This is a genomic window from Clostridium sp. AF37-5, from assembly GCF_003477605.1.
GTDB lineage: Bacteria > Bacillota > Clostridia > Lachnospirales > Lachnospiraceae > Eubacterium_F.
On sequence record NZ_QUDR01000022.1, the window covers coordinates 1 to 20520 of the forward strand.

Annotated in this window: 24 protein-coding genes; 23 read left to right on the top strand and 1 reads right to left on the bottom strand. The window is 38.4% G+C overall.

Translation table 11 applies throughout. The annotated features are described in order from the left end of the window. The 18 genes from DW019_RS12065 to DW019_RS12150 form a co-directional block, all read left to right on the top strand. Nucleotides 1-552 (top strand): IS3 family transposase (locus DW019_RS12065; protein ID WP_118443619.1); only part of this gene is annotated, 552 nt, incomplete at its 5' end. A 213-nt stretch (nucleotides 553-765) separates the two neighbouring features. Continuing rightward, nucleotides 766-1794, top strand: a complete 1029-nt coding sequence (locus DW019_RS12070) for a site-specific integrase (RefSeq protein ID WP_118443689.1) — start codon at nucleotides 766-768, stop codon at nucleotides 1792-1794. A gap of 111 nt (nucleotides 1795-1905) precedes the next feature. After that, nucleotides 1906-3195 (top strand): hypothetical protein, encoded by a 1290-nt coding sequence (locus tag DW019_RS12075; protein WP_118443621.1) that lies wholly within the window; start codon nucleotides 1906-1908, stop codon nucleotides 3193-3195. 199 nt (nucleotides 3196-3394) lie between these two features. After that, nucleotides 3395-3931 carry a hypothetical protein gene (locus DW019_RS12080; protein ID WP_118443623.1) on the top strand — a complete coding sequence of 179 codons (537 nt, stop codon included), beginning with the start codon at nucleotides 3395-3397 and terminating at the stop codon, nucleotides 3929-3931. A gap of 397 nt (nucleotides 3932-4328) precedes the next feature. Further along, nucleotides 4329-4520, top strand: coding sequence for a DUF3970 family protein (locus tag DW019_RS12085; RefSeq protein WP_118443624.1), 192 nt, complete (start codon nucleotides 4329-4331; stop codon nucleotides 4518-4520). A gap of 30 nt (nucleotides 4521-4550) precedes the next feature. Continuing rightward, entirely contained in the window at nucleotides 4551-5333 is a 783-nt protein-coding gene (locus DW019_RS12090) for an AAA family ATPase (protein WP_118443626.1), read from the top strand. Next, a complete protein-coding gene (locus DW019_RS12095; protein WP_118443628.1) occupies nucleotides 5326-6225 on the top strand; it encodes a ParB/RepB/Spo0J family partition protein in 900 nt (299 codons plus the stop codon). The genes DW019_RS12090 and DW019_RS12095 overlap by 8 nt, the downstream gene beginning before the upstream one ends. Further along, nucleotides 6218-6619, top strand: a complete 402-nt coding sequence (locus DW019_RS12100; RefSeq protein WP_182431127.1) for a single-stranded DNA-binding protein — start codon at nucleotides 6218-6220, stop codon at nucleotides 6617-6619. The genes DW019_RS12095 and DW019_RS12100 overlap by 8 nt, the downstream gene beginning before the upstream one ends. Before the next feature lie 8 nt (nucleotides 6620-6627). Next, nucleotides 6628-7707 carry a DUF6017 domain-containing protein gene (locus DW019_RS12105; protein WP_118443632.1) on the top strand — a complete coding sequence of 360 codons (1080 nt, stop codon included), beginning with the start codon at nucleotides 6628-6630 and terminating at the stop codon, nucleotides 7705-7707. After that, complete coding sequence (locus DW019_RS12110; protein WP_147353032.1) at nucleotides 7655-7909, top strand: hypothetical protein; 255 nt, start codon at nucleotides 7655-7657, stop codon at nucleotides 7907-7909. The genes DW019_RS12105 and DW019_RS12110 overlap by 53 nt, the downstream gene beginning before the upstream one ends. 86 nt (nucleotides 7910-7995) lie before the next feature. Beyond that, entirely contained in the window at nucleotides 7996-9009 is a 1014-nt protein-coding gene (locus tag DW019_RS12115) for a CAP domain-containing protein (protein WP_118443635.1), read from the top strand. A 234-nt stretch (nucleotides 9010-9243) separates the two neighbouring features. Continuing rightward, nucleotides 9244-13257 (top strand): SpaA isopeptide-forming pilin-related protein, encoded by a 4014-nt coding sequence (locus DW019_RS12120; protein WP_118443637.1) that lies wholly within the window; start codon nucleotides 9244-9246, stop codon nucleotides 13255-13257. Between the two features lie 99 nt (nucleotides 13258-13356). Further along, the gene (locus DW019_RS12125; protein WP_055271744.1) at nucleotides 13357-13959 is read left to right on the top strand and encodes a Type 1 glutamine amidotransferase-like domain-containing protein; all 603 of its coding nucleotides are present in this window, start codon (nucleotides 13357-13359) and stop codon (nucleotides 13957-13959) included. Nucleotides 13960-14013: 54 nt separating this feature from the next. Beyond that, on the top strand, nucleotides 14014-14532 hold the full coding sequence (locus DW019_RS12130; protein WP_118443639.1) for a ClbS/DfsB family four-helix bundle protein: 519 nt from the start codon (nucleotides 14014-14016) through the stop codon (nucleotides 14530-14532). Nucleotides 14533-14614: 82 nt separating this feature from the next. Next, entirely contained in the window at nucleotides 14615-15250 is a 636-nt protein-coding gene (locus DW019_RS15765) for an MmcQ/YjbR family DNA-binding protein (protein WP_118443641.1), read from the top strand. A gap of 55 nt (nucleotides 15251-15305) precedes the next feature. Next, nucleotides 15306-15734, top strand: a complete 429-nt coding sequence (locus tag DW019_RS12140; protein ID WP_118443642.1) for a GNAT family N-acetyltransferase — start codon at nucleotides 15306-15308, stop codon at nucleotides 15732-15734. 132 nt (nucleotides 15735-15866) lie between these two features. After that, complete coding sequence (locus DW019_RS12145) at nucleotides 15867-16373, top strand: GNAT family N-acetyltransferase (protein ID WP_118443644.1); 507 nt, start codon at nucleotides 15867-15869, stop codon at nucleotides 16371-16373. Between the two features lie 31 nt (nucleotides 16374-16404). Beyond that, a complete protein-coding gene (locus DW019_RS12150; RefSeq protein ID WP_118443646.1) occupies nucleotides 16405-17184 on the top strand; it encodes a methyltransferase domain-containing protein in 780 nt (259 codons plus the stop codon). Nucleotides 17185-17289: 105 nt separating this feature from the next. Here the strand turns inward: DW019_RS12150 and DW019_RS12155 are convergent, their stop codons facing one another. Continuing rightward, nucleotides 17290-17592: a hypothetical protein gene (locus DW019_RS12155; protein WP_118443647.1), complete on the bottom strand. Its 303-nt coding sequence runs from the start codon at nucleotides 17590-17592 to the stop codon at nucleotides 17290-17292. A gap of 126 nt (nucleotides 17593-17718) precedes the next feature. On the opposite strand from DW019_RS12155, the gene DW019_RS12160 reads away from it, so the two are divergent. The 5 genes from DW019_RS12160 (at nucleotide 17719) to DW019_RS15690 (ending at nucleotide 20468) form a co-directional block, all read left to right on the top strand. Next, a complete protein-coding gene (locus DW019_RS12160) occupies nucleotides 17719-18519 on the top strand; it encodes a class B sortase (protein WP_118443649.1) in 801 nt (266 codons plus the stop codon). Between the two features lie 153 nt (nucleotides 18520-18672). Further along, nucleotides 18673-19044, top strand: a complete 372-nt coding sequence (locus DW019_RS12165) for a hypothetical protein (RefSeq protein ID WP_118443650.1) — start codon at nucleotides 18673-18675, stop codon at nucleotides 19042-19044. Between the two features lie 36 nt (nucleotides 19045-19080). Next, nucleotides 19081-19938, top strand: coding sequence for a hypothetical protein (locus DW019_RS12170; RefSeq protein WP_118443652.1), 858 nt, complete (start codon nucleotides 19081-19083; stop codon nucleotides 19936-19938). Nucleotides 19939-20023: 85 nt separating this feature from the next. Continuing rightward, a complete protein-coding gene (locus tag DW019_RS12175) occupies nucleotides 20024-20392 on the top strand; it encodes a PrgI family protein (protein WP_147353033.1) in 369 nt (122 codons plus the stop codon). Beyond that, nucleotides 20346-20468: a hypothetical protein gene (locus DW019_RS15690; protein ID WP_279217655.1), complete on the top strand. Its 123-nt coding sequence runs from the start codon at nucleotides 20346-20348 to the stop codon at nucleotides 20466-20468. Before DW019_RS12175 ends, DW019_RS15690 begins: the two co-directional genes overlap by 47 nt. Nucleotides 20469-20520: the final 52 nt, after the last annotated feature.

Sequence of the window (20520 nt, forward strand, 5' to 3'; positions counted from 1 at the left end):
CAGATGTCTGCTCAACTTAAACTGCGCGGATATCATGTTGGACGCCGTAAAGCAAGCAGATATATGCGTGAAATGGACATTACATACATTCCAATGAAGCACGGATTTCTTTACCTGACAGCCATCATCGACTGGTACAGCCGTTGTATCGTTGGCTGGGATGTTGATGATACTCTGGATACCACCATGGTCATCAACGCCTGTAAAAAAGCATTTAAAGTAGCTAAGCCGTTAATCATCAACTCGGATCAGGACAGCCAGTTTACCAGCGACAAATACATCGACTTTATTCGTAATAGCGGAATCCGTCAAAGCATGGATGGCAAAAGCCGATGGGCAGATAATATCATGATTGAACGCTGGTTCCGCAGCTTCAAGTATGAGGAAGCATATCTTACGGAGTATGCTAATCTCAAAGAAGCAAGAGAAGCCATCGGAAGGTATATCTACACCTATAACTTTGAAAGATGCCATCAGTCCATTGGGAACAAACGACCTGCCGAGGTATACTATCCGGCAATGCTTCTGGATGCAGCCAGAGCAGCCGCATAATATAAAAATCCGGGAGATGCTTCACACATTTTCCGTGTAACTCGTCAACATATCAGTTCATTATAAAAATATCAAATTTTTGTCTTGACAACTGAGCCATTATAGCCTACGGACAAACTTCCAAAGGGCAAGAAGCCATGCCTCTCCCTTCGTGAATTGGAAAAACAGGTAAACACAGATTTGGATTTGCTTGTAAATATCGTGGACGGACAGATGATAGTCTGTGAACTTGTAGACCGATATTTGAAAACAAAGACCGGAGTAAGGCAAAGCACGAAGCAGGGATATGTTACAGTACAGAGATTACTTGCAAAGGAAGCATTCGGTAAAAAGACGATACGAAGTGTTAAAACTTCCGATGCAAAGCTGTTCCTTATAAAATTGCAACAGGAAGATGGGAAAAGCTACAGTTCCATTCATACCATCCGGGGAGTGCTACGACCAGCCTTTCAGATGGTGGATGATGATGACATTCTTGTAAAGAATCCATTCGGATTCCAGCTTGCCGGGGTATTGGTAAATGATGCAGTTACAAGAGAGGCAATCACAAAAGACCAGATGAGAAAGTTCCTAAAGTTTGTGCATGACGATGTGGTGTACTGTAAATACTATGAAGTGGTGTACATACTCTTTCATACGGGAATGCGAATATCAGAATTTTGTGGCTTGACGCTGAAGGACATTGATCTTGAGAACAGAACTGTAAATATCGACCACCAATTGCAGAGAACATCGGATATGCGATACATCATAGAAACTACAAAGACGGATGCCGGAACAAGAGTATTGCCGATTACAGAGGATGTGGCACAGATGTTTCAGGCAATCATCGAGGACAGAAATGCACCGAAAGTGGAGAAAGCTATAGACGGCTATAGCGGATTTCTATTTTACGATGATAATGGAATGTCACTTGTTGCAATGCATTGGCAACACCGCTTTAATCATATGGTCGGCAGATACAATGACATCTACCGGGTGCAGTTGCCAAATATCACGCCTCATGTATGCCGACATACCTATTGCTCCAATATGGCAAAATCGGGAATGAATCCAAAGACATTACAGTACCTCATGGGGCATTCGGATATATCAGTCACAATGAATGTGTACACGCATATCAATTTCGATGATGCAGAGGAAGAACTGAAACGAATGGAAGAATTCAGAAAAGCACAGGCAGAGATTGAAAAGAAAAACGATGCAAAAGCGGTATCGCAGAAAATGTTTAAAATAGTGTAGTATTGCTATACGGTAGAAACGCTCCGGGTTTATTGGGGCGTTTTTTCTATGGAAAAATGATGAGGGTGACGATATAATAAAAAGACTGAAAGAGAGAAAGTGGGGAATGACATGAAGATAAAGAAGCGAAATATAGAATTAGCTACAAGTGTAAGTATTATTATGCTTTTGGTATTAGCATATGTTCACTTTGCAGATGAAGAAGAATTGTTTCGTGTAGGAAATAGAATTGAGGAAATACTGCATATTTATACCAACATAAGCGTTGTGAAAATGCAATCTTTTATAGAGGTTGTTACATCCGGCGTATTAGGAAGTGCGCTTGTTGCACTGTTTTTTTATGTGCAAGATTATTATTGTGAACGAGAAAAGGAGTTGCACAATGCAATAGAACATATAAATGAATTTAGTAAGACTTATTCAGAAATTCCATTTTGTAGATACTTTGAAAATACGGATTATGCTAAATTGGCAAGAGATTATTATATAGAATATTATGATAATGAATTTCAGCTGGAAGTGAAAAAAACAGCGGATGATTATTTGAAAACAATTCCAAAGGCTGCTAGAAGAGTTTTGAAGGCTGAAATTAATAATAAAAAGTTTGGTGAGAGCTATGAAGCAAAAAGTAAATTAGAGAAGTATTTAACGGAGAAATTCAACGGAGTAGAAGCTGAAAGTTGTAAAGAATACATAGAAGCTGAATTAAAAACCATTATTAAGGAAATCGATTATAAAATGGAAAAAGCCATAAATGCTTATCAAGGAATTATGGAACTGGATATGTCAGAGTTTGAAAGTTTGGCTGACTCTGTAACAACATTTAAGAAATATGGCATTTTCAAGAAACGTTTTTTGAAAAAACACATGCTTGATATAGCAATATTTCCACATCTGCAAATTTCGATAAAGGATTTGGTAACGGAACAAAAGAGACATGTTAAGGTTCATAAAGGGGTGTATAATAAAGTGTTAGCTGCGTATATGGTTTGGGATGAGTATAAGTGTAACACAGAAAATGTTTTAAAGAGAATTGTGAGAATTTTAAAGCGTACACAAAAATACACATACTCTCAGTTTTCTATGCACAATTATTCTGAACTAAAAAAATATAATAAGAAAGAGTTATTGGTAATGCTTATGATTTTACAGAAAGCATTTTTGGGTACGGATACAGCACAAATTTTGCCAGAGTACGAGCCAATTTTGTTTTCTTATAATAAAGTTGTATATAATATTACAAATTTATCGAGAATATTATTATATGAATTAACGGAACGATATGAATATAGAGATATTCGCACTTTCGCGATGGTGAAAGATGCCTATGAAAAAAATCAACATATATGGAGTAATTCATATTCAGGTGAAGATTTAAATAGTGATTTTTTTCGAATATAGGGGCGGATATGCAAAAATCTTACATAGATGAAGAATGCATCTTGGGATGCTTGGAAAGATTGGTTGAAGAATATATAGAACAGGAAGATTATAAGTATAAATTTGATTTTTAGTTTTCAAATAATCATGAGGTTGAAACTTCTATTTTATCTAAAATGATTTTTATGAGATTACTAGAAATAGATAAAAGTAAAGTAAAATGCATTTTTTATCTACAATTAGGATTGATGAAACAAAAGTATCTTTTGATATAATGAACAATCCTAAAGCTTCAAAACGTGATTTTTATAGACTAGGAAGCATCGCAAAAAGAGTGGGTGCGAGTAATCTTTTTAAATGGGAAGAACTTAAATACACGATTGGGAATTTTGCACCGATACCCAATGCTCATAGGAAAGGTTTACGACATCTTCAATTTGTCCATAATAATAAAAATGAGAAATGGGATTTCTTATTAAGTTATTGTAAGGAATATTGGGATGATTACTCTTGTGATTTATATCCAACTTTTAGAGATTATATAATAAAAACGGCACAGCATTTGTATATTAAAGATGTATTGGAAGATTTTAAGTCAAATCTTAGGGGGCGGCAAATAGAGGATGTTAAAACAAATGAATTTGAAAATTGGGATGGCATATTAAGAGATAAAAGTAAAACGTGTGAACTAATATGCTTGTTGACTAAAACTAGGGGAAGGATGATAATTTCATTGTTAAAGAAGAAAAATCCTTAGTAGTAAGCCTTTTCCTTTTACTACTATTTCTACTACCAACAGGTAGTAACAACTTGCATGGTTCTGCTCTGATTTGCCACAATCACACATTTCAGAGCAAAAATACAAACAACAACAAAATTCCCGGAAACCCTTGCAAAACAGGGCATTCCGGGGCAAAACAAGGAGAAACGAAACTATGATAAAAATACTATTTGTTTGCCACGGCAATATGTAATAATATGGGGGCAAATGCCTATGATTATAATGCCTGCGTAACTGTACTATAAGAAATACACCTTTTTTACACCTTTTGCAATTCAAAATAGTTAAGTCCTAATATGATATAAAGATGCATAAGCACCTCGGTAAAACGAAGTGCTTTTTTTCAACCCTTTTTTAGATGGAGGTGAGTTAGGTGGTAAAAGTAAAATTGCAGGGAAAGAAAAATGAAGTAAGGAGAATGCTAAAGTTACTGCAGAAAAATCCAAGATGCAATATCAGCTACATATCGGATTTTATGAGATGTGACAATGAAAAATATCATCGGATATATCTTGGAGTATACCCAGTGAAAAAGACGAAAAATGTTGTACAAAGAATTAGTTAATGAATCTGAAGAATACGGAGGGTCAGAATTATGTGTAAAGTAATAGCGATTTGTAATCAGAAAGGCGGTGTATCCAAGACCACCACAACAGTAAATCTTGGAGTTGGAATGGTAAGAGAAGGAAAAAGGGTGCTTGTAATTGACGCCGATCCACAAGGAAACCTTTCCCAGAGTCTGGGTATTGAAAATCCGGACGAATTGGAGATAGCACTACCAACCATTATGGAGCAGATTATCATGGACGAGGAGTTTGAGGTGTCAGAGGGAATTATTCATCATGTGGAAGGAATTGACCTCATGCCTTGTAACATTGATTTATCCGGTGTGGATGTTTCTCTGGTTAATGCAATGAGCAGGGAGTTTGTGCTAAAGACCTATGTGGATTGCATGAGAGAATATTACGATTACATTCTCATTGACTGTATGCCAAGTCTGGGAATGATAACGGTAAATGCTCTTACAGCATCCGATAGTGTGTTGATTCCGGTGCAGGCTGCTTATTTACCGGTAAAGGGTTTGGAGCAGTTAATTACGACAATCTTCCGGGTTAGAAAGCATCTAAATCCTGGGATTCAGTTTGAGGGGATTCTTATTTCCATGCTGAATGCAAGAACTAATTATGCAAAGGATATTATTGAACTGATTACTGAATACTATGGTGAATCCATTCCAATCTTTGATAGCCGGATTCCTTTTTCTGTAAAGGCCGCAGAAACATCAGCAGCCGGGGTAAGCATATTTTCGCTGGACAAGAAACATCCGGTGGCCGGTGCTTATGAAGAACTGACAAAGGAGGTGCTTGCTCATGAGTAGAACAAAGGCATTAGAAAAAGTGAAATTAACAAGGTTTGATGATTTGTTTGGTGGTAAGGAGGAGCCTGTGGTAGAAGCCGGAGAAGTTAAGCAAATACCAATCTCGGAACTTCATGAGTTTCACAACCATCCGTTTCAGATTCGCTCAGATGAAGAACTGGAGGAAATGATAGAAAGCGTACGTCAGCATGGTGTGTTGGTGCCGGGAATTGTACGATCACGAAAAGAAGGCGGTTATGAGATTATTGCAGGACATACAAGAAGACATGTTTGTGAACTGCTTGGTATTGATACCATGCCGGTTTTTGTAAAGGATTTGGATGATAATGAAGCCAGTCTGATTATGGTAGATTCCAACATCCAGCGAGAGAACATCTTACCCAGTGAAAAGGCGAGAGCCTACAAAATCAAGTACGATGCCATGAAGAACCAGGGCAAAGAAGGAAACAGTCTTCAAAAAATGTCGGAGGAAAGCGGCGAGAATTATAAGTCGATACAGAGATATATCTGGCTTGCCAGACTAAATGATAATCTTTTAGGAATGGTAGATAACAAGAAACTGGGTTTTATCCAGGGGGTAAGTTTATCGGTTCTTTCCAATAAAGAGCAGGAAATGGTTTATGATGCGATTTGCCGGTATGAAAAAAAGTTGTCGACGGTACAGGCTAATACCATAAAGCAGTTGAGTGCAGATGGAAAATTGGATGAAGAGACATTGGAACGCTATTTGTTTTCTGTTGAAAGGCACAGTAAGAAGAAAGATATTACTCTGAAAAATGAACGATTGGCAGAGTATTTTGAGGAAGAAACCACAGAAGATGAAATGATGGATGTCATTTTTGAATTACTGGAGAAATGGAAACAAAAGAGAGGAAGTGAAGAAAATGAATAAGATTATTTTGCTGGGGAATATGACGAGAGAACCAAAGACAACAAGGAAAAAAAATGAGGATGGCAGCGAGATGGTTATTACAAAGTTTGACCTTGCGGTAAATCGCAGAAATAAGCAAGAGGGAAATGCCGATGCAGATTTCTTCCACTGTACATCCTTTGGCAGACAGGCAGAGTTTGTAGAGAAGTATTTTCATAGCGGTTCCAGGGTGCTTGTGGTTGGTCGTGTACAGAATAATAATTACACGACCAAAGAGGGAAACAAAGTATATGGTTTCAGCATTATTACTGAAGAAGTCGAGTTCGCACAGAAGAAAAGTGCAGGAAACACAGTAGCCGATGCAGATGATTTTTCGTCTGCTGGAGATGAACAGGTACCATTCAAGAGCAGGTAGGTGATAACATGGCAGAAGGTTTCTTCCGAAGTAAAAAAGGTTTTACAGTCGTTCAAAATGAAATAACAAGAGATGTAAAAATTTCTTTGAAGGCGAAGGGATTATATCTTGTGATACAAGCATATATCTCTATGCCGGATAAGAAATGGACAAAAGAGGATTTCAGAAATCTGACCAAAGAAGGAAAAAAGGCATTTGACAGTGCATGGAAAGAATTGAAGGATTTTGGATATTTAAAGGTTCATTTCATGCCGGATAATGGCAAGTGGAAGACCGAGTATGAATTGCTGGATGAACCGGATTTGGGTCCTCATACGTTATACCATAATAGTGAAGGAGAGGTTTCCAGTGATAATCTGACACGTGCAGAAAAGAAACGTCAAACGCAAACGGTTACGGATGAACATTCATCTTTTCAAGCAGATAATGCGGATGAAGATACAGAAATTGGCGATTCTGACCGTTACCCCCTTTTTGGTACTAACGGTAATTCTGACCGTTACCCCCCTTTCGGTAGCAACGGTAACGGTAGTAACGCTTACGGTAGCAACGCAAACGGGGGTAACAATAATAAAGACTATAATATAAAACCTGATTTAAAACCTAATATAATAAATCCTAATCCTAATCAATATCAAGAAGAGGATGCGAGGGGAGAAGAGTATCCCATGGAGTTTATTGAACATCATTACGATCTGGATGAAGAGTTTGTGTCTTTGTATCAGGAAAGGCAGATAAACACGATGAAGGATGTCCTTTATGATGCTTTGAATACCCAAAAGCCTGTCATTCGTGTGATGGGTGAAGACAAACCGGCAGCTGTTGTGAAGTCCAGACTTTTGAAATTGGACAGGCTTGATATTGATTATGCCATAGAACAGTATAATAAGCAGGTGACAAAAGTAAGAAATCATAAGGCATATATGCTTACGGTTCTATATCAGGCAAAAGCACAATGTGATTTGGATATTAGTAATCAGGTCATGTACGATTTTTATGGAGCCGGTCAACTGGAAGATGTAGGAGGTGATGACAATGGGGAAGAAGAGCGAATGTATTCGGGTCCCGATACTGCTTCGTATGGATAATCCAAGACACCAGTTGGTTTACAACATTTTGGAGAATGTAGACAACAAAAGTGCTTACATACGTGAGGCGGTGATTTATTATTATCGACATAATGGAATTTCGATGAAGTCAGATGACATTCTGGATGATATTCGAAATGTGATACAGGAATGCAAGGAGGAACTTTTAATCGAACTGGAAAAACGTTTGGAAAGTCATTGATTAAAAAATGTTTTAGAAAACTACAAAATACGATATAATCGAATTGCTAGGAATGACTAGCGTACAGCGAAAGGCGTGTGATTTTTATGAAAAGAATAATTGTGAAAATAAGTATTGTGTTACTTTTAATGCTGACAATGGCTGGTAGCAAGGAGACAGAGGTTTCTGCCAAGATTAAGACAAAGAAGATTACCATTGATCTTCGTGGTGGAAATACGGCAATTAGAGAACCGGAAATTGTCAGAAAAGCCAAAGTGGTAAAAGTGAAAAGCAGTAAGAAATCTGTAGTGAAAGTAAAATTCAAAAAGAGAAAGAAAGAGATTTGCTTCAAGGCAAAGAAGAAAGGAAGTGCATTGATTACTGTTTCTTGCAAAATGAAAAATGGCAAGACGAAAAAAATGAGGTACAAGGTCAAAGTAATAAAAACGAAAGCACCCACTGATTTGGAACGAAGCAAAAAGGCATTCGCAATTCAGAACCAGTATCGGAAAGCCAAAGGTGTTAAGGAACTTCAATGGTCCGATGAGATTTATGAGTTCTGCCGATACCGCTTGAAAACCAGTGGATATGATAATCATGCCAATCTGGGAAGAGATATGAACTCTTACTTTGGGGCATTTGCAGGATGCAGAGATTTGTTTTTCTCAGAGAATCTGACAACGGGGTGTTCAGCAGGAGATGCAATGGAATCATGGAAAAAGAGTCAGGGGCATTATAGAAACCTACTGGCAGAACGACATGTGTGTGGGGCGATTGCCTGTTATAAAGATATGTGGATTGCAATCTTTTATGATAAAGATAAAACTGATTTCATAAACTGGAAATCCTATCAGATAAAAAGGATGACCATAAAACGATATGATAACGGCTCGGGGGCTTATATTGAGGGTTCCGGATTTGCCTATTATGAAGAATCAAAGAAGGATACAACTTTGAAAATGGATAAGATTTCATTGTCAAGTGGAAAGGTTGTTTATCTGGAAATTGGAAAAAGTTATGTGTTTTATGAGCGCATTGTACCGGATGGATATGAGAAAGCAAAGACTGTTCATATAACGGTTGAAGAAAATGGGAGCAATGAGATTGTCTTGAGCAATTAAATAGTATATAGATATAGGGAAAAGTCCTTTAGTGAGTAAAAAACTAAAGGGCTTTTTTATGTATACGAAATCGGGTAGGAGTCATCCTACTCGATTTACAAGCGTTTGGACAAAATGTCCAAACGTGGTGATGTTGTCAGAGAAAGGAGAACTGTATGAATGAACTCGAACGTGCTCCACCGAAGCGAAGAGGGGCGAAGTAATCTAACAAAAACAGAAAAGAGGTAAAGAAGAGTGAAAAAGAAAGTAAGAAGAATTATATCGGCAGTTTTAGCAGTGGTCATGTTATGCGGAATCATTCCGGCTAATGCTACGGTATCAAAAGCAGCAACAACAGCCAATGTCAGCTTGTCCTCGTTGGGACGAAAAGGAACCGTATCTTTTGGCTCCAAATCAAAATCAGGGACATGGTGGAAGATGCGTTTGGGTTCAAAAGAGGCGTTCTGCTTAAGCCTTGGACACACCTGCCATTCGGGAAATACTTATGCAGCAGAAAACAGTTATAAATGGGATCAGGATACGGGCGGTGAAAAGCATGGGTATTATGCGAAAATTATCCGTTGGTATGTGCTAAACGGGAAACGTACGCAAAAAAGTTTTGTGATGAGTCAGGCGTTGATATGGTCGGTTTCCGAGGGGCGTAATTCCGAAGCACAGTTAAAGGATGTGATTAAACAGGTAAGGGAGAAAACTGGCACATATAGTTCTAAGACGGTCAACGAATTATACAATTCCATCTTTGAACCAAGTGGAAACTGGGAAGCCTCGGCAACCATCTGGCAAAAGACCGGAAACAGTAAAGGGTATCAGAAGTTGATTACGGTTGATGCGGAAAAGCTACCACAAATATATACACCTACTACATTGACCGATACAACTTATTATCGTCAGAGAATTACGGTTAAGAAAAAAGACGAGGATGGAAATGGACTGGGAGGCATTCAGTTTACCTTAGATGCAGATAATCTGGATGATTTGTATTCTTTTTCCGTGTCAGATAGAGATGGTGTGGAAAGCAATAGTGCCGATGATGATAATGAAACATCCTTTAGTCTTACCGGATATACAAGAGATTCCGGAAGATTGGCATATCGCATGACATATCGTTTGCAGACGATGGATTACTATTATTATACGGATAGTGATTTGGCAGATATGGATAGTGATGCGAAAAAAGCTGCTAAGAAGTTTTTGACGGATGATTTGGAACTGGATGAAGGGATTGATTTTCCATCTGATTTGACTAAGGCATCTGCACAGAAAATGGCAGCACAAGAAATCAAGGATTTGATGGATAACATTTCTAACACCTATACTTTGACAGAAAACAACACCGGAGAGAATAAGCATCTGATTGTGGACCCGACATATGCGAAAGGCGTAAAAATTACGTTGGACAAAGATGACAGTTGGCAAAAAGATTCCAGTGGTGCATGGCCGGAGAGCGACGATGAGATTCCATCCGATTATGAGAAGGCTTACATTACCGGGGTGACGAATCACTACAAAAAGGCTTCCATCAATGTGATTAAGGCAGATAAGTACAGTGCGGACAAAAAGGCACATGGAGATGCTTCTTTAGAAGGAGCACAGTTCCAGTTATATGCAGATAGTGCTTGTACAACAAAGGCTACTGTATACAACGCAAATGGAGCAAAAATGACTGCCGGAGTCTATACGATTCAAAATGGAAAAGTGACTACGGATTACCTTCGCAGTGGTGTGACCTACTATCTGAAGGAGATTAAGGCACCTGTTGGGTACAATTTGTCTACGGAAGTGATACCGATTATGGCAGATGCTTCCGGTAAGACAGTGGAATATACCAGCGAGATTTCTAATGCGGAATATGGAAATAATCCAATACTTGGAAAGGTAGCTATTCAGAAATACTATTCGGATGGGGAAACCGGATTGTTAGACCCGGAGGCGAATACCACATTTCAGGTTTATTTAAAGAGTAAAGGCAGCTACGAGACTTGTACGGATTACGAACGTGCCATTATCAAGACAGATAGTAATGGCTACGCAGTTACCGGCAATCTCTATTATGGTACTTATGTTGTTCATCAGGTAGATTCGGGAGATGTCGATGCTATCCATGTGGATGATTTCGATGTGGAAGTAACCGAGAATGGGAAGGTATATACCTATCCATTGAACAATAAGTTGTTTAAGGCATATCTCAAAATACTGAAAAAGGATAAACAGACGGAAAAGCAGGTGTTGAAGCCGGGAACTGCTTACAAGATTTATCGGGTAACGGACGATGGAGAGGAATTGGTGAGCCAGAGTTACAGCAATGGAAACCAGATGAAGACTGTTGATACCTTTATGACTGATGAATCCGGAGAAATCATGACGGTCAAGCCGCTTCGTTCTGCAAAATACCGAATCTATGAAGTGGATTCGGCAAATGGACTTCATATAGTGAAAAAGTTCATTGAAGTGGAAATTAACAGTAAAGCAGATAATTATGAGTCCTATGTGGACGAGGATGGATATACTCATGCCATTATTACAGTGACGTATACCAACGAGGAAACTTATGGCAAACTGGCAATCTCAAAAACCGGACAGATGCTGATGGGATGGGATTCCGAGAAAAGGGAATTTATCTATGCGGATCGTTCTCTGAAAGGAGCAGAATTTGAAATCTATGCCGACGGAGATATTGTGACGCAGGATAACCAGGGGGATACATGGTTTAAGGGTGGAGAAAAGGTGGCAACAATAACCACAGGTGAAAAGGCGGAGTTTACATCTGATTGTAAAGGTATTTGCAATTACTCTGTGGATGAAAATGATGTGGTTCATATTACATTACCGTTAGGAAAATACAAGGTAAAAGAAGTAAAAACACTTTATGGATATGTATTTTCGAAAGATAACGAATGGAATCTTGAGTTTACGTGGGAAAATGGACAAGACGAATTTGTACTGAACTCCACAGAGGATACCGATAAATCGGGAAGTTTGAATCTTCGCAATGAACTGGCAAGACCACAGATTTCTCTCTTAAAAGAAGATGCGGATACGAAGGAAACAGTAAGCGGAGCTGCTTTCTCCTTGTGTACAGCGCAGGATATTTACAATGTGGATGGAGAAAAGATTGTAGAAGCAGGAACGGAACTCACTACTTTGACAACCGGTGAGGATGGAACTGCCATCTGTGATATGATGTTACCGTTTCAGGATGAAAATTATGTGGTATCGGGAAGCGCAGTAAGTGGTTCTGCCGTTTCTGTAGAAAGTGCAGCGGTGGAAACAGGCAATTCAGAAGAAAATTCAATTTCTCAGGCATTAAATTCCGGGATGTACTATCTGAAGGAGATTTCCGTTTCAGACAGTTATTATTTGGATGAAGAGCCGATTCCGGTTCAGTTGTCTTATAAGGATGCAGTTACCCCAGTTATTTATGTGAACTGCCGGAAGGAGAATAAGCAGACTACAAATGAGATTGACAAGTTGTCAGTGGCAGATTCCAGTGAGATTGCAGGATGTAATCTGGTGATCACAGATGCAGAAGGAAATGAAATCATTTCTTGGACTTCAGGAGATAAGGATTCGGTCAAAGTATCGGTCACAGAGAAGGATGGATACTGTAATCTGAAATATTCTTTTGATGAGAAGGGAAATCTTCATGTCGGAGGATTGCTTCATGATAAGGACTATACATTGACAGAAACCCGCCCGGCAGATGGATATGTAACAGCGGATGCTATTGTATATCAAATAAGGCAGAAAAAGGCGGAGGATGGCAGCGTAAGTTCTGTGGTAAGTATTAAGCAGGAAGATGGAACTTATGTGGACCAGGCAGATGATAAAACAGTTATGGTGGATGAACAGACTCATATCCAACTTTTGAAACTAGACAAGAAAAGTGGTCAGGCTCTTGGCGGTGCCAAGTTCGTGGTAACGGATTCCGATGGAAAAGAAGTTATGAAGTTTGTGACAAAGGACGAGGCATACGACATTACCAGTAAACTGGTTGTAGGTGAATCTTACACCTTTACTGAAGTTTCTGCTCCATCCGGTTATCAACTGGCAGAACCGGTCAAGATAACGATTAAAGATACCAGTAAGGTGCAGACGGTCACTGTAAAAGATGCACCGATTCCTGACGTGCCGGATACACCACAGACAGGAGGAACACTTCCGGTACTTCCTCTTGCAGCAGGTTTTCTCGGAGTGGCAGCTGCGGCGCTTATGGTGTGGCGGAAAAGAGGATTGGTAAAGAAGAAATAAGAAACGTGTTGCAGAGTAAATGAAGATTTGGTATAATTTTAGTGTGGGGAGCAATGAGAGTTGTTCCCTACAAATCGGTATTTATAAAGGAGAATATTGATGAAACTATTTTTATGTTCGCACTTTTCAAGTGTGGGAAGTCTGATAAAGGAAGAAATTGAAAATAAGAAAGTCGCATTTATTCCAACAGCTTCACTGCGTGAAGGCTACACCGGTTATGTCGGCTCGGCTCGAAAATTATTCAAAAAGTTGGGAGCAATCGTAACTGAAATTGATATTTCAACGGAGGCTTATTCAACGATACAGTCTGTTTTTGAAGAAGCAGATGTGATATATTTTACCGGTGGAAATTCTTTCTTTCTTATGGACCAGCTCCGTAAAACGGGAACTGATGGGCTACTGAAAAAGGAATTGGCAAATGGAAAATTGATGATCGGCGAGTCGGCAGGCGCAATTATATGCGCTCCAAGCATCCAATATATCGAGCAAATGGATGAAAAGCCAGAGGACTACTCACAAGAAGATGATGCAGGGCTTGATTTGATTGATTTCTATGTTCTTCCGCATTATCTTACAGCACCATTTAAGAAAGTTACCGAGAAAATAATGACTGAGTTTTCGGATTTGAATCTATGCCCGATTAACAACCGTCAGGGAATTGTAATTGATGGTGAAGGTTCAAAGGTTATTTGCAAAGACTAATTTGAAAATTCCTGTTTTTGAAACTGGAAAATCGGAAGCTGAGGAGATAGACTATTGAGAACATATGAGAATAAAGACGAGCTTAAAAACGAGATAAATAAAAGCTTTGCAAAATATATTTCAGAATTTAATGATATTCCGGAGCATTTAAAAGATAAGAGAATTGATGAGATCGATCGAACTCCGGCAGAAAATCTTGCTTATCAGGTTGGCTGGACAACTCTTGTTATTAAATGGGAATCAGACGAAAGAAAGGGTATTCCTGTTAAAACTCCTTCGGATAATTTTAAGTGGAATCAGCTTGGCGAATTATATCAATGGTTCACAGATACATATGCTCAGTTGTCACTGCAAGAATTGAAAGACAGATTGAATGAGAATATCAACTCTATTTATGCAATGATTGATTCTCTGAGTGAGGAAGAATTATTTAAACCACATATGAGAAAATGGGTTGACGAAGCAACTAAAACAGCTGTCTGGGAAGTATACAAATTCATACATGTTAATACAGTTGCTCCATTCGGAACCTTTAGAACCAAGATTAGAAAATGGAAAAAGATTGCACTATAACTTCAAGTTTGGCGATTTGGTAAATCCCAATAAATTAATTTTATAGGGAACAGAAAATTTGAAGTTGGCGGAGGTATATACAATGAGATATTCATGGCTTGATGACTACTTGATGGACAAGCCTGCGGTCACAAAAGATTTTAAGATAGAGTGGAACTGGATTCGTTATTTTATAGGCGGAAAAATGTTTGCAGCCGTGCTATTGGACAAGGAAAGTAAACCATACTACATAAATTTGAAGTTGGAACCTTTGGAGGGAGATTTTTGGCGTACACAATATGAAGATATTGTGCCAGGATACTACTCAAACAAACAGCATTGGAATTCAATTAAACCGGATGGCACTGTGCCAGATGAGTTATTAAAGGAGTTGTTGGATAAATCTTATGAATTGGTTTTCCGTGGTTTGAGTAAAAAGAAACAACAGGAAACATTAATTACAACTTATTGTGGACTGGACTGTACAGGCTGTGAATGGAGAGAGCCTTGCAACTGTAATGGGTGTGTATCTTCAAAGGGATTTCCATTTCACTGCAAAGAGAAAGCTTGTCCTATAGCTAGCTGTGCCATAAATAGAGACATTATATTTTGTGGAATGTGCAAAGATTTTCCATGTCAGTTGCTGATAGATTATTCCTGCGACAAAGAACACGGAGATACTCCAAGTGGAGCACGAATTGAAGCGTGTCGACTGATAAAATCCTTGCTGAAAAAGTAGTTTGTAAAATTTCAGTTTTTGAAACTGAGAAATCAGAATTTGATGAGGTGTAATTATGGTAAGAATTGCAACAGTAAATGATGCAGAGCAATTAAATATCTTAAATAACGAATTTAATGGTGAAGGTGAAACAAGCATAGATAATATTGGAAATTCTCTTGTGAGTAATAAACAGGAGGTTGTTATCGTTGCTGATGAAGATGATATATTAGTAGGATTTGTATGTGTTCAACTTAAAAGGTCCTTCTGCTATGATGAATATATGCCTGAAATTACGGAAGTGTATGTTAAACCGACATATAGAAATAGAGGGATTGCGAGTGAAATGATTATTTTTGCAGAAAATTATTGCAGTAAGAATTATCCACTTCATAAGTACGAACTCTTAACAGGACAAGAAAATCTTGTTGCACAATCTGTATATAATAAACTTGGTTATGTAGATGATAATGAACTTCATTTATCAAAACGAGTTAAGAGATAGTCAAATTCTAGTTTGTCGAACACATGAAAATTTGAATTTGTCGATTTGTAAACTTCCAATTTTTCCAATCAACTGCTCACGCGGTGAAGAAATGAATGTATTTGAGAACAAATGAAATGAGGTATAGGTAATATGGTTGAATTAAGGAAGCTATCGCCAGATGATGGAAACGATATATATGAGCTTTTGCAACTAATTCCTAAAGATGAAAATGGCTTGATTAATAAAGCGAATGGTTTGTCTTTTGAGGAATATAAGCAATGGCTTATTAACAAACAGATAGAATCTGAACAAAAAGGCCTTGTGGATGGATGGAAGGTTCCTTCAACTACATACTGGCTTTATGTTGATAATGTGCCTGTTGGTTTTGGTAGTATTCGAGAATTTCTGACAGATGCATTACGAGTAGCCGGTGGAAATATAGGTTATGGAATAGCAAAACCATATCGGGGAAAAGGATATGGAAAAGAATTATTGAAGCTTTTACTTGAAAAAGCGAATGAATCCGGTATTGATAAAGTACTTATTACAATACATAAAGAAAATGTTGCATCAAGAGCAGTTGCAGAAGTAAACGGCGCTATATTAGAAAAAGAGACAGAAGAAAGGGCATATTATTGGATAGAAAGCGAAAGATAAAAGAAGACATAATAGCAAGTGGGGAAGAAAAATGATTGTAAACTTAAAGGATACTTTTAACAATGTCGTAACAATGTATGATGCTGCAAGACCAACATATCCATTAGAGTTATTGAATGATATAAAGGACTTCGCAGAAAAGTCTTTTTTTACTAGAGGATTAGAGATCGGAGCGGGCACAGGTCAAGCAACAGATTTGTTTATCAAGGTCATAAATGACCTTGATATCGTTGAAGTTGGGGATAAGCAAGTAGATTATTTAATGGAAAAATATAAAAGTGAGAATGTAAATACATATAAGGCGTATTTTGAAGATTTCAAGTCAAACAAGAAATATGATTTGATTTTTTCTGCAACAGCATTTCACTGGGTAGATGCTACTGTCGGATATCCTAAAGTATGGGACATGCTAAATGATAGTGGAGTTCTAGCGGTATTTTGGCATATGTCATCAGTTACATTACATGATACTGGCATTTTTGTTGGGTTAAATGAGATTAAAAAGAAATACTTACCAGAAGAATCTTTAGGATTCGATAAAGAAGGTATTGAGGGAGTTAGACAAAAAAGGATATCTCAAATCCAGTCTGGAAATTACTTTGGTATTCCTGTAATCAAAGAATATAGATGGATTGATACTTATGATGCTGACAGATATTCTTTGCTTTTAGAATCATATTCAAGCACACAAACCCTTGATGAAGAGCATAAAAAATTATATTTATCGGAAGTAAGAGATTACATAAACAGTAATGGTGGAGTGGTTGAAATGCCACAGCATGTAATGCTGTATCTGGTGAAAAAAGAATAATGGACAAATTCCAGTCTTGTGGAGAGATTGAAAGCAACAGAAGATTTTCAGTTTGTGAGGGAGAAGGTAAGCAGTACAAGTTGAGAAAATAGAACAATCGATGTTCTATGAATAGAACACCTTCCAACTATTTTCATTGGCATTATAAAAAAGCTGAATCCGTTTCAGCGTGTTGAAGGCGCAAATCTTACATTCAAATTTCCAAAGATGGTTGGCTGGGGCAACAGAAGCTCCGTTGGGCATAGTATATGCTGTGCGATTCGATACATCTTTGTAGGATTTGATGTTATAAACCTGATATTCGCCGTCTTCATCAGTGATGCGAATTTTCAATGGAATAATGGTTCCATCGGTTTTATGTTGGCAAATGACATCTGCTAAGGTGTATTTTTCTTGTATAGCTCCCATCGTTGGAACCTCCTGTCTTCATTGTATATAATATTATAGAACAAATGTTCTTGGTTGAAAAGAGGAAATTTTGCCCATGAAAAGATTATTTGTATCACTGAATTAAGTTACAAGGAAAAGATTCATATGAAACAACTAAATAACAGTTCAACCCCAAAGGGAAGAAAAGTATCTAAAAGAAGAATACTTTTCTTCCTTTTTTTGATTTTAGCAGTCATTGCTTCGATTCTGTTCCTATATCTGAAAAGAACTGTGGATCAGGAGAGAAAGCAGGACAAGATAGAAAAAGAGATTACCACGGAGAGAGAAAAGGATGGTGTCGGGAACCTCCACAAAAAGTACAAAGATATGATTGGGTGGCTAGAAATCAAAGGCACCGGCTTTTCTTATCCGGTTATGCAGACAGGCATCGAAGGTCATCATAAGGATGACTGGCAGTATTATCTTCACCGGGATGTGCATGGAGAGTACAGCTTTTATGGAACGCCTTTTTTGGATGTTCGCTGTACGACTGACAGTGACAACCTGATTATTTATGGTCATAACATCAACGGAAGACGATACTTTGGCTATCTGCAAAATTTCCGGGAGGAAACATTTTTTAGAAAGCATCCCAAGTTTTCCTTTACTGCAGTTGGTGAAAAAGAAAAGGAATACTGCGTTGTGTCTGTGTTAGAGACAGATAAATATGCAGATTATTATTCTTTCACGGACTACGGAAATGAAGAGGATTACTGCAGGATGGTAGAAAAGATTCTAAGTCACAGCAAGTTTCAAAGTGAAGCGGCAAAGAAGATGAAAAATGAAATTGAGGAAAGCGGTGCGGAAGCATTCTTTCGGAACTACCAGTTTGTGACGCTTTCTACTTGCCGGACAATGGATGGAAAGGATAAGCGGCTTATGGTAATCGGTTGCAGGAAACGATAATGCCGGGAGTTACTTTTTCGGTGGAAAACAAGGAGGAAAATCCTCTCCTCGCATAGGAAGCTCGGATTTTTGCTCCGCAAAAACAAAGGAGGAAAATCCTCTCCTCACATAGGAGTTCGGATTTTTGCTTCGCAAAAACAAGGAGGATAAAAAATGCACAAGGAATTAGAAGTTATGAAACCCCGCAGCAAGGGGCTGTGGAAACGGTGTTCTGCTCTCGTGGCAGGCATGTATTTTCGAATCTTGACGGTTTCACCGATGTTGGCAAAAGCAGCAGATAAAAAAAGCGACACAACGGATACCGGAGTGTCGGATGTAACTGATGGAATTGATGTTATCAAAGATTTGGTGCTTGGCTGTGTTGGTGGTGTCGGAGTTATCTTTCTGGCATGGGGCTTGTTGGACTTTGGTACAGCCTATGCGGCTCATGAAACAACGCAACAAAGCCAGGCGATAAAGAAAGTGATTGGTGGTTTGATTATGATTGCAGTTCCGGCAATTCTTAAGTTACTGGGTGTTTCGTAAGAAAAGGAAAGGAATCCTGCAAAGGGGGTGATGACAGTGGGATTATGGGATTCCGTTACAGGATTTTTTGAAGATTTAGGAGATTTTTTCAGTGGAAAAGATTTCTTTGAGTGTGCAGGATATGCATGGAATGACATGATGCAGTTGGCATCCGATGTGCTGACGAAGAATCCGGCAAAAGGTACATACAAAGATGTCTGGGAAAGTATATCTACGATATACACAACCTTAAATGTAGTAGCAGTATCTTTGTTATGTGTCTTTTTTCTTTATGGCTTTTGTCGGGACAGTTGTGATTTACATACGGATTTGACATTCGATAAGACGATTAAGATGTTTATCCGGCTGATTATTACATCCAATGTTCTTAGCATGGCACTAAGCTATATGCCAAAGTTTTTCTCATGGGGGAAGAGCCTGACACAGGCAATTCTTGGAGACAACGGTTTGTATATGGTATATGACTTTGATGGTGTGAAGGTATATGAAAACATATCCAGTGCAGATTTCGGAACGATGACAGCTTTTTTAACCAGTATACTGTTCTTTCTATTTACAGTGGTCTGTGGCTTTATCGTAGTTCTGACCGTCTTAAATCGTATCTTAAAGATTTATATGATTGCACCGTTTGCCGGGGTGGCATTATCTACTTTGGCGGCAGGAGGACAGACGGCACAGGTGGGATATTCCTATATTCGGACTTTCTTTGGATATGTGTTTTCCGCATTATTAATCGCCGTAGTGATTGCGATCAGTGGAAGTTTTATTGATACGGTTTCCATAGATACGGAAAATGCACTGATACGATTACTGGAGTATTGTTTGAAAATGGGGGTCATCGCATCCTCTGTAAAAATGTCAGATAGTGTCATGCAAAAAGCATTTGGTTTGTAGAAGATAAAGAAACAAGGAGGTAGAAGCTGCAAGCCACACCTCGTAAGCAAAGATTACTCGGTCACGGCTGGCAGCTAGCGTGGAGATGACAAAGACAATCAATCCGGATGTTGCAGCCTTTAAGGATGATTTCTTCAAGGGATTATCCTTCAGAGAGTGCATCTTCGGAGGCAGTGCATTACTTGTAGGAGTAGGAGGAATCTTACTTCTGCATTTTTATTTTGGAATGGGAATCAATTCAGCCATTTCAATCTGTATGCCGGTCATTGGAATTATCGGATTGTGTGGTTTTTACCACAAAAATGGTATGACATTGGTTCAGCTTGTAAGAAGCTCCATAAGGCTCATGCTTCAAAAGCCTTATGTATATGAAACGAGAAATTGTTTGAAAGAATGGGAGGAAGAAGATGAAGAAAAAGGAACAAAAAGAAATACAGGCAAACGTAGATTATGAGATTGTGCAAAAGAGAAACAGTAACAAACGACTCATGGCATACGCAAAAGCCAGTGAAGAACTGAAAAAGAAATAGCGTTTGGACAAAATGTCCAAACGTAAAGATTGGGTACAGGAGGAAATCAACC